Origin of the sequence: Yoonia sp., from assembly GCF_030731595.1 — a bacterium.
Lineage (GTDB): Bacteria > Pseudomonadota > Alphaproteobacteria > Rhodobacterales > Rhodobacteraceae > Yoonia.
The window spans coordinates 18,312-27,727 of sequence record NZ_JANQTS010000003.1 but is presented as its reverse complement, the minus strand read 5'-3'; the positions used below and the strand labels follow the sequence as shown (position 1 = coordinate 27,727).

Annotated in this window: 7 protein-coding genes; 5 read left to right on the top strand and 2 right to left on the bottom strand. The window is 59.9% G+C overall.

The window, feature by feature from the left end; genetic code table 11:
- The first annotated feature begins 258 nt into the window (after window positions 1–258).
- Window positions 259–1,257, top strand: a complete 999-nt coding sequence (locus tag NWQ23_RS00140; RefSeq protein ID WP_306164159.1) for a glutathione S-transferase family protein — start codon at window positions 259–261, stop codon at window positions 1,255–1,257.
- Here the strand turns inward: NWQ23_RS00140 and NWQ23_RS00135 are convergent.
- Complete coding sequence (locus NWQ23_RS00135; RefSeq protein ID WP_306164157.1) at window positions 1,190–1,588, bottom strand: response regulator; 399 nt, start codon at window positions 1,586–1,588, stop codon at window positions 1,190–1,192. The two genes, NWQ23_RS00140 and NWQ23_RS00135, sit on opposite strands and share 68 nt — an antisense overlap.
- Before the next feature lie 202 nt (window positions 1,589–1,790).
- Between NWQ23_RS00135 and NWQ23_RS00130 the strand changes: the two genes are divergently transcribed.
- The 4 genes from NWQ23_RS00130 (at window position 1,791) to NWQ23_RS00115 (ending at window position 5,259) form a co-directional block, all read left to right on the top strand.
- Entirely contained in the window at window positions 1,791–2,165 is a 375-nt protein-coding gene (locus NWQ23_RS00130) for a DUF1636 domain-containing protein (RefSeq protein WP_306164156.1), read from the top strand.
- Window positions 2,162–3,097 carry a threonine-phosphate decarboxylase gene (locus tag NWQ23_RS00125; RefSeq protein WP_306164154.1) on the top strand — a complete coding sequence of 312 codons (936 nt, stop codon included), beginning with the start codon at window positions 2,162–2,164 and terminating at the stop codon, window positions 3,095–3,097. Before NWQ23_RS00130 ends, NWQ23_RS00125 begins: the two co-directional genes overlap by 4 nt.
- Window positions 3,094–4,002 carry an adenosylcobinamide-phosphate synthase CbiB gene (gene cbiB, locus NWQ23_RS00120; RefSeq protein WP_306164152.1) on the top strand — a complete coding sequence of 303 codons (909 nt, stop codon included), beginning with the start codon at window positions 3,094–3,096 and terminating at the stop codon, window positions 4,000–4,002. Before NWQ23_RS00125 ends, cbiB begins: the two co-directional genes overlap by 4 nt.
- Window positions 4,003–4,092: 90 nt before the next feature.
- Entirely contained in the window at window positions 4,093–5,259 is a 1,167-nt protein-coding gene (locus NWQ23_RS00115; protein WP_306164151.1) for a lytic murein transglycosylase, read from the top strand.
- Between the two features lie 415 nt (window positions 5,260–5,674).
- Here the strand turns inward: NWQ23_RS00115 and smc are convergent, their stop codons facing one another.
- Window positions 5,675–9,130 (bottom strand): chromosome segregation protein SMC, encoded by a 3,456-nt coding sequence (gene smc, locus NWQ23_RS00110; protein WP_306164149.1) that lies wholly within the window; start codon window positions 9,128–9,130, stop codon window positions 5,675–5,677.
- Between the last annotated feature and the right edge of the window lie 286 nt (window positions 9,131–9,416).

The following is a 9,416-nucleotide window of genomic DNA, read 5'->3' as shown; positions in this document are numbered from 1 at the left end:
CGTTTTGGGTCGACTGCAGCATCTCCAACCGCTCTGGCCCAGTCTGGGCTTCGTCTGGGTAGGGTATAGTTGCGGGCAGAAGACAGAGCAAACGCTTATGCGACGCAAACGGGCAAACACACGTCACCTTTCAAGCGAAAATTGCTGCACTTGCGGGGCGCTCTGTGCATCAATGCACTGATGGTGCGCTTTTGGAACACTTTGTTCATCCGACTGAATGCTCTAGTTGCTACGACAGACAAAAGAAGGATCAAGACAATGGGTCAGCTTGTAGACGGCGTTTGGCACGATGATTGGTATGACACCAAAAAGACGGGTGGTGCTTTCGTGCGCAACGAAGCCAAGTTCCGCAATTGGATCACGGCAGACGGTGCGGCTGGCCCTTCCGGTGAGGGCGGATTCAAGGCTGAAAGTGGCCGCTACCACCTCTACGTCTCCTTTGCATGTCCATGGGCGCATCGCACCTTGGTGTTTCGCGAACTCAAGGGTCTGACCGAACACATCTCGATTTCGGCGGTCCACCCCGATATGCTCTCGGATGGATGGACCTTTGAAACCGATGATCACGGGGCGACTGGTGATACACTCTTTGGTCTGCCATTTGCCCGCGACATCTATCTGCGCGCGGCGCCTGACATGACTGGCCGCGTGACCGTGCCGATCCTCTGGGACAAAGAGCGCGAGACGATTGTCTCAAATGAAAGCTCGGAGATTATACGGATGTTCAACTCTGCCTTTGACGGGATCACAGGCAATACGGCTGATTACTGGCCGGAAGAGCTGCGCGACGCCATCGCTCCCGTAAACGACCGCATCTATGACACCCTGAACAACGGGGTCTACAAATCGGGCTTTGCGACGACGCAAGACGCCTATGACAAGGCCGTGCACCCTCTGTTCGAAACCTTGGATTGGTTGGAACACCGCCTCGACGAAAACCGTTTTCTGATGGGCGATCGACTGACCGAAGCAGACTGGCGGCTGTGGACCACCCTGATCCGGTTCGATCCGGTGTATCACCTGCACTTCAAGTGCAACCGCAAGCGGATCGCGGACTATCCAAATCTGTCAGGCTACCTGCGAGAACTCTACCAGATGCCCGGTATCGCGGGGACGGTGAATATGGCGCATATCGTGCGGCACTATCACTTTAGCCACGACAGCATTAACCCGCACCGGATCATTCCAATCAACCCTGTGCTAGACCATGATGCGCCGCACGGTCGTGGCGCGTTCGTCCGTAGTGATGGACAATAGCGGCAAGGTCTTTGGGCGGGGTCGCAGACTTGATAAAGGCACGCGCATTGGCAGAATGGTGAAAGATCGATCCATCTGAAAAGAAAGTCGTGTCCGTCACAAAGACCACATTCGCATCAGGCTGTCGAAATTGCGCCAAGTCTGCCACGGCAAGGGCGCTGCCCTCTTGCAGGACCAAATCAAGGACGATCACGTCGAAGGCAGTGGATTGAATGGCATTCAAGGCGCGTTCACCGGTGCGCACGAGCGTCACCTCGACATCGAGGCGCTCCAGATATCGTTTCCACAGATCCCCGAGGTTCTTGTTACTTTGGGCGATTAAGGCGCGCATTCTTGCTCCCACAATCCGACGTCGCTTGAATGGCCAAGTGCGCAAAGAACTTAACCAAGTATGAAGACAATTCTGCTCAAATCCTTAACGAAGTGTTAACGCTTGTGGCGACCTGTTCCAAAAGACAGCGCGATGCACGAATCCTTGTACATGCGGCAAGAATCCGCTTGAAACGGATGACGGCAAAACAGGCGGAGCCCCTATGACGACATGGATTACAATGTGTGACACCTGCAAACGCGAGGGCTGGGAGGCAGGAGATATGGCCCAGACCGATGGTGAATCACTTGCCACCCTGATCGAAGTGGCCGCAACCGGGCTCAAGGGTGTCAAAACGCGCCGCGTCTCTTGCCTGATGGGTTGCAAGAAAGCCTGCAATGTGGCGATCCAAGGGGCAGGTAAACTGAACTATACGCTTGGCGAATTTGAACCCACGACCGAAGCCGCATCGGGAATCGTCGCCTATGCGATGGCCCATGCCGCATCCGAAACCGGACAGGTACCTTTTCGTGAATGGCCGCAGGAAATCAAAGGGCATTTCGTAACCCGCCACCCGCCAATACCCGCCGACGAATGACCAAGACACGCGACCACGGCGGCGGCCTTGATGCGGCGATCGCGGTTCATGGCGGCACCCGCAAGGATTGGCTGGACCTCTCGACCGGGATCAACCCCGCACCCTATCCGCTGCCACAAATGCCGCAGGATGCATGGACAGCACTGCCTGATCAGGCCGCCTTTGATCGTCTTTATGCCTTGGCGCGCAGCTTCTGGAACATCCCGCGAGAGGCGGCCATTATCGGCGCGACTGGCGCTTCGGCACTCATTGCGGCTTTACCCCGCGTGCTACCCCAAGGCGAGGTCTGTATCCCCGGCCCTACATACAATGAACATGGCGCTGCCTTTGCCGCAGCGGGCTGGCGCTTGGGCCAAGACCCGAGCCACGCTTTGGTCGCGGTCCATCCCAATAATCCCGATGGGCACCTGTGGCAGGTTTCCGATTTTGCTGCGGCCTACACGGTGATCGACGAAAGTTTCTGCGATACAATTCCCGGTCAATCCCTGATCCATTTGGCCGCACGTCCGGGAACCGTCGTTCTGAAAAGCTTTGGCAAATTCTGGGGGCTCGCCGGCTTGCGGCTTGGCTTTGCGGTAGGAGACCCCAAGATCATCGCAAATCTTGCCGACATCCTTGGGCCGTGGCAAATCTCTGGCCCAGCACTTGCGGCAGGGGCAGAGGCCCTCGCCGATCCGCAATGGGCCGACCAGACCCGTCTGCGCCTGACGAAAGACGCAGCACGACTGGATAGCCTCATCACGGCAACAGGGGCCGAAGTGATCGGCGGCACTCCACTGTTCCGGCTCTACAAGGTGAAAGACGCGAAAGCCGCCCAAGACCAACTGGCGCGCCATCATGTCTGGTCGCGTGTTTTTCCCTATGCACCGGACTGGCTCCGCTTGGGGTTGCCCGCCCCGGACCGCTGGGCGCAACTGGAAGCCGCACTGTGACCCTTGTTCTTGCGATGATCTTGGACGCCCTGTTCGGCGAGCCGCGCTGGCTTTGGACCCGCCTGCCCCACCCTGCGGTGCTGATGGGCCGCTTGATTGGCTGGTGCGACACGACGTTCAACACAGGCGACCAGAAAAGGCTCAAGGGTGTGGCAACCATTGGCGCGCTATGCGCAGGCAGCGCTGTGCTGGGTTGGGTCCTTCAGCTTGTCCCGGGTGCTGTGTTGGATGTCATCGTGCTGGCCATTCTGCTGGCGCAAAAATCGCTGGTGGACCATGTGCAGGCTGTGGGTGATGCGCTGCGCCTGTCGCTCGGAGATGGGCGGCGCAGCGTCGCGATGATCGTGGGCCGGGACACCGGGGCCATGGATGAACCTGCCGTCGCCCGCTCTGCCATCGAAAGCGCGGCCGAGAACCTGTCTGACGGGGTCATCGCGCCAATCTTCTGGTTTGCGGTGGCGGGGCTGCCGGGGCTGCTGATCTACAAGATCACCAATACCGCCGACAGCATGATCGGTTACCGCACGGAAAAGCACGCCGCATTCGGCTGGGCGGCCGCGCGGCTGGATGATCTGCTGAATATCGTCCCAGCCCGGCTGACAGCCCTCATGATCTGGGCTGTGACCACGCGCCCAGATCCGCTTGCGATCATCCGTGAAGCGCCTTTGCACCGCTCTCCCAATGCAGGCTGGCCCGAGGCCGCGATGGCCCATAGCCTTGATATCGCGCTAAGCGGGCCGCGCAGCTATGAGGGGCAATTGCGCGACTATCCGTTTGTAAACGGTGATGGTGAACGGAAGCTTGACCCCGATGACATTGATCGGGCCGTGGCCGTCCTTTGGAAAACATGGGGTCTGGCCCTCGTGCTCGCTTTCATAATCGCATTGGGGGATGCGCTGGTCTGATCAGCAATAACCCCCGATCACCTGACAAGCAGGTTTGCACGCAAGGCCACCGCTGCTAGGCTCTGCCCAACAACAGACAGGAGACCATCAATGCGCGTCGCAGCTCTCGCCCTGAGCCTTCTTGCCAGCACCGCAACCGCCCAAACCTGCGGTGGTCCGGTGAACAGCTTTATCGAAGGGGTCAAAGCGGAAGCGCGCGCAACTGGTATTCCAGCGGCGACAGTTGACGCATTCTTTCAAGGGGCACAGATTGACCCGTCGGTGATCAATGCTGACCGGGCGCAGGGCGTGTTCCAGCGCGATTTCATCAGCTTCTCGCGCGCCCTTATCAGCCAGAACAGGATCGACAACGGGCGCGTCTATGGACAGCGTTTTGACAGCACATTTGATGCCATCGAAGCGCGTTTTGGAATCCCGCGCGGGGTGCTCTTGGCCTTTTGGGCCTTTGAGACGGACTATGGCCAAGTGCAGGGCAGCTTCAACACCCGCAATGCGCTGCTGACGTTGGCTCATGACTGCCGCAGACCAGACCTTTTTCGCCCGCAACTGATTGCCGCAATCGAGCTTTACCGGCGCGGCGGGATGAACCCCGCCACGACTACTGGCGCGTGGGCAGGCGAGATCGGGCAATTGCAAAAACTGCCCCGCGAGATTGTCCGCCAAGGCATGGACGGTGACGGGGATGGTATTGTCGACCTCAAAGGGTCCTCGCCTGACGCACTCATGACGGGTGCAAACGTGCTGTCGTCCTTGGGATGGCGGGCCAATGAACCTTGGCTGCAAGAGATCACCGTGCCTGCAAATCTGGATTGGGCCCAAACCGGCCTGAACCACAAGGCCAGCGTGCGTGATTGGGCAGCGCGTGGCGTGACGGCCCGCCAAGGCGCGCTTGGCCCCGCAAATCTGCAAGCCTCTGTGCTCTTGCCCATGGGGCGCGATGGCCCTGCCTTCCTCGCCTACCCCAATTTCGAGGTCTATTTCGATTGGAACAAAAGCTTTGTCTACGTCACCACTGCCGCCTATTTCGCGACACGGCTGGGCGGTGCGCCAGTCTATAATGCTGGCAATCCAACGCCCGCACTTTCAGGGCCACAAATGCAGCAGTTGCAACAAAAGCTGATAGCGCGCGGACATGACGTGGGCGGGATCGACGGGATCTTGGGCGCGATGACACGGGCGGCAGTGCAGGCAGAACAGGTGCGATTGGGCATGCCGGCAGATGCATGGCCAACGGTTGAACTGCTGAACCGGCTCTGACACAGATGAAGTGGCTACTCGGCACAGTTGCTACTTTTCTACTAGTTTCCGTGTCGGGATTCTTGATCTTCGGACCGCATAATCAGCACTCCTCGCAACTGCTGTCATACCTCAGCTACGCAGCAGAGTTGTTTGTCGCGATCATCCCTTTGTCGCCGTTCATTGCAATATGCGTTGTTGAACACGTCATCAATCGAGAAATCAGAAGCTTCAGACGGCACCACTTTGCAGACAAGGATTCAAAGCATCCAAAGAATACAGTCTCTTTGATCGTCACTCCAAAAGGCGCAACAGCAAGGGAAATTCAGGAATTTCGCCGCTTTCTCGCGCCATGGAATAGGCTCAGGCTTGAGACCCTCGTATGCCTTTTTCTGAGTTTCTATGTAGTGAGCACCATGAATTGAGGCATCCCGCCTCAGGCCACCATCGCCGCCGCTTTCTTGAGGTCCACCGACACCAGTTGCGACACGCCCTGCTCGCCCATGGTCACGCCGAACAGGCGGTCCATCCGGCTCATGGTCACGGCATGGTGGGTGATGATGAGGAAACGGGTCTCTGTCCGGCGGGTCATCTCGTCCAGCAGATCGCAGAAGCGGGTGACGTTGGCATCATCCAGCGGGGCATCGACCTCGTCCAGCACACAGATCGGGGCGGGGTTCGCAAGGAACACCGCAAAGATCAGGGCCAAGGCGGTCAATGTCTGCTCGCCCCCTGACAAGAGCGAAAGAACGCTGAGTTTCTTGCCGGGGGGCTGGCACATGATTTCAAGGCCGGCTTCCAGCGGATCATCCGATTCCACCAAGACCAGCTTTGCCTCGCCCCCGCCGAAAAGATGCGAGAACAGGAGGCCGAAGTTGTCGTTCACCTGTTCAAAGGCGGTCAACAGGCGCTCGCGACCTTCCTTGTTCAGGCTGGCAATACCAGAACGGAGTGCGGCAATCGCGGCCTCAAGGTCGGTCTTTTCGGACACCAGATTGTCGTGTTCGACCTGCACCTCTTTGGCATCCTCTTCGGCGCGGAGGTTGACAGCACCCAAAGCATCGCGCTGCCGTTTGAGCGCGTTGACCTCGCCCTCAACCACATGAGAGGCCGGCATCTGGTCAACCGAAAGCTGCAATGTCTCAAGCAACTGATCCGGCGTAACCTCTTGGGCCTCCATAATCCGCTCGGCAGCATAGGCGACAGTCTCTTTCGCAGCGTCAGACCGGGCTTCGGACCGCGCCCGCGCCTCACGCGCTTCTGAAGCTTTGCGCTCGGCCTCGCGTTCTTCATGGCCTGCCTCGCGCAGCGCATGTTCAGCGGCGGCCAGCTTGTCAGCCGCAGCACGACGGCGCACCTCGGCCTCGTCAATCGCTTCGGCCAATTCGGCGCGCTTGGCCGCAATTTCTTCAGGGGCCGCAGTCGCCTCTGCCAGTTCCAACTGCGATGTTTCTTTGCGCTCGGCCAATTCGGCTGTGCGCTTGTTGGCGGTTTCAAGTCGGTGCTTCCAGCCGCTGATTTCTTTTGTGATCTCCTGGCTACGCTTGAGGCGCGCCTCGCCTTCACGGCGAACCTCGTCATGAGCAGACCGGCGCGACATCATCGTGATGCGCGCGGCCTCGACGGTCATTTTGACATCTTCCACAGAGGCGCGGGCGGTGCCCAAGTCACCCAGATCGCCCGCTGCCTTTTCCGCCTCGATCAAAGCCCGACGGGCGTTCGTAGCCTCTTCCTCATGGCGCTTCACGGCCAGCCCAAGGCTTTCCAGCTTACCTTGCGACAGGTTGCGATCCGCCTCGGCGCGGCTTGCGGCGCGGTTGGCATCGGCCACGGCGCGGTCCGCATCGCGGCGGGCCTGACGGGCGACATGGTCCGCCTCTGTCTGCTGCTTGAGCAAGGCCGTGAGCATGTCATGGGCTTGGCTCGCCCCTTGTGCAGTCGCCGCGGCCTCTTCCAGATCACGCTTCAGTTCAGTCAGGCGGTTCAATTGCTGCAAACGCAAGGCAGCAGCAGAAGGCGCATCCTCGGCACCGGACCGGAACCCGTCCCAGCGCCACAAATCCCCCTCGACCGACACAAGGCGCTGACCGGGCTTGAGTTCCGCTTGCAAACGGGCCCCCTCAGCCGCATCAACCAATCCGATCTGCCCCATGCGTCGGGCCAGAACCTCTGGCACAGTGACATAGTTGGTGAGCGCCCTCACACCGTCAGGCAATGTCTGCGGGCTGGGATAGCCGGGCAAAAGCGCCCAGCCCGATTTGGCAACCGCATCAACCTCGGGCGCGCGCAGATCATCCGCCAAAGCGGCACCCAGCGCCTTTTCATAGCCGCCCTGCACGCGCAGCAGATCAAGCACCTGCCCACCCTCGGCAGTGTCACGCTCGACCAGCCGCGCCAAGGCGGCAACCTCGGCGCGCAAGGCATTCGCCTCGCCCTCGGCCTCGGAGCGGAGCGCGCGCGCATCGCTTTCGCGCGACTGCGTTTGTGCCCGTGCAGCTTCTGCCTCGACCAAGGCCTTATCTGCCGCCTCTGCCGCAGCAACGGCCGCCTTTTCCGCCTCACCAGCAGCGGCAAAATCCGCCTCGGCTTTCTTCAGCGCGGTATGAGCCTCCGCCATCGCCACCTTGGCGCGCTCGGCTTCCGTTTCACTCTTCGTCAGTGTCGTGCGGTTGTCGTCCAAAAGGCGCTGCGCCGATTGGTGGCGTGCGGCCAAACGGGCCACATCCTCTGTCAATTGCGACAGATCGGCCTCGCGCTGTTGCAAAACACCCGCAGCCTCGCGGGCCGCGACCTGTGCGGCCTCAAGCCGGGCATCATGACCTTCGCCTGCTTTTGCAATCTCGCGGGCTTCCCATTCCAGCCGGTCGATAGTTTCACCCGCATCCTTGTTCAAACCGCTTTCGCGGTCCATGTCGCGGGTCAATTGCTCAATGCGGGCGCGCAGGGTCTCGATCATTTCCAGTGCGCGGGCTTCTTGGTCTTTCAACGTGTCACGCTGGACCTGCAAGCGCTGCAAGACGGCGGCGGCAATCGCTTCCTCTTCGCGCAAAGCAGGCAAGGCGTCATCGGCCAAGGCGCGCGCTTTCGCCGCTTCACGCGCGGCTTTCTCGGCCTGTGCGGCCACCGTGGTGCGTTCGCGCAACTGATCGGCAGCGGCCAGCAAGGCCTCATCCGCCTCTTTCCAGCGGCGGAACAGCAGCATGCCTTCGGCCTTACGCAGCTTGTCGCCAATCTCGCGGTAGCGGGCAGCCTGTTTGGCTTGGCGGGCAAGCTGGGCCAATTGCGCGGCAAGTTGTTCGATCACATCGTCAACTCGTGTCAGGTTTGTCTCGGCACCCTTCAGCTTCAATTCAGCCTCATGGCGGCGCTGATAGAGACCGGAAATACCAGCGGCCTCTTCCAGAATCCGGCGGCGCGATTTCGGCTTGGCGTTGATCAGTTCCGAAATCTGGCCCTGCCGGACAAGCGCAGGCGAATGCGACCCGGTCGAGGCATCGGCAAATAGCATCTGCACATCGCGGGCGCGCACATCCTTGGTGCCGACCTTATAAGCCGATCCGGCGTCACGGGTGATCCGGCGGACGATCTCGAGGTTGTCATTGTCGTTAAAGGCCGCTGGGGCCAGACGCTCGCCATTGTCGATCACCAGCGACACTTCGGCAAAATTGCGGGCGGGCCGCGTCGCGGCACCGGCAAAGATCACATCTTCCATGCCGCCGCCACGCATGGCGGTGGGGCGGTTTTCACCCATGACCCAGCGCAATGCCTCAAGCAGGTTCGACTTGCCACAGCCATTGGGGCCGACAACACCGGTCAACCCGTCCGCGATCACCAGATCGGTCGGGTCAACAAAGCTCTTGAAGCCATTCAGACGAAGTTTGCTAAAACGCAACGGGCAATGCTCTTGTGATTCCTCATGGAGGCAAAGCATCACCCCCCACCGCAGCGCGAGTCAACGGCGCAGACCCTGCATGTGCCGTTTTCAGCCGCTTTATCCACAAGATATTGGGTTTTTCAGCTTCTTTTGAGCCCAAATATCCCCGCCGGAGGCATCAAAGTCTCTGGCACGACACGGGCGTCTCACCCAAAGGCGCAGGCAAAACGACACAGCACCCAGGCAATCCCAAGACCCCAGATGTCGCAGCAAGGCCAGTCTGGATTGAAAACCCTTGCACGAT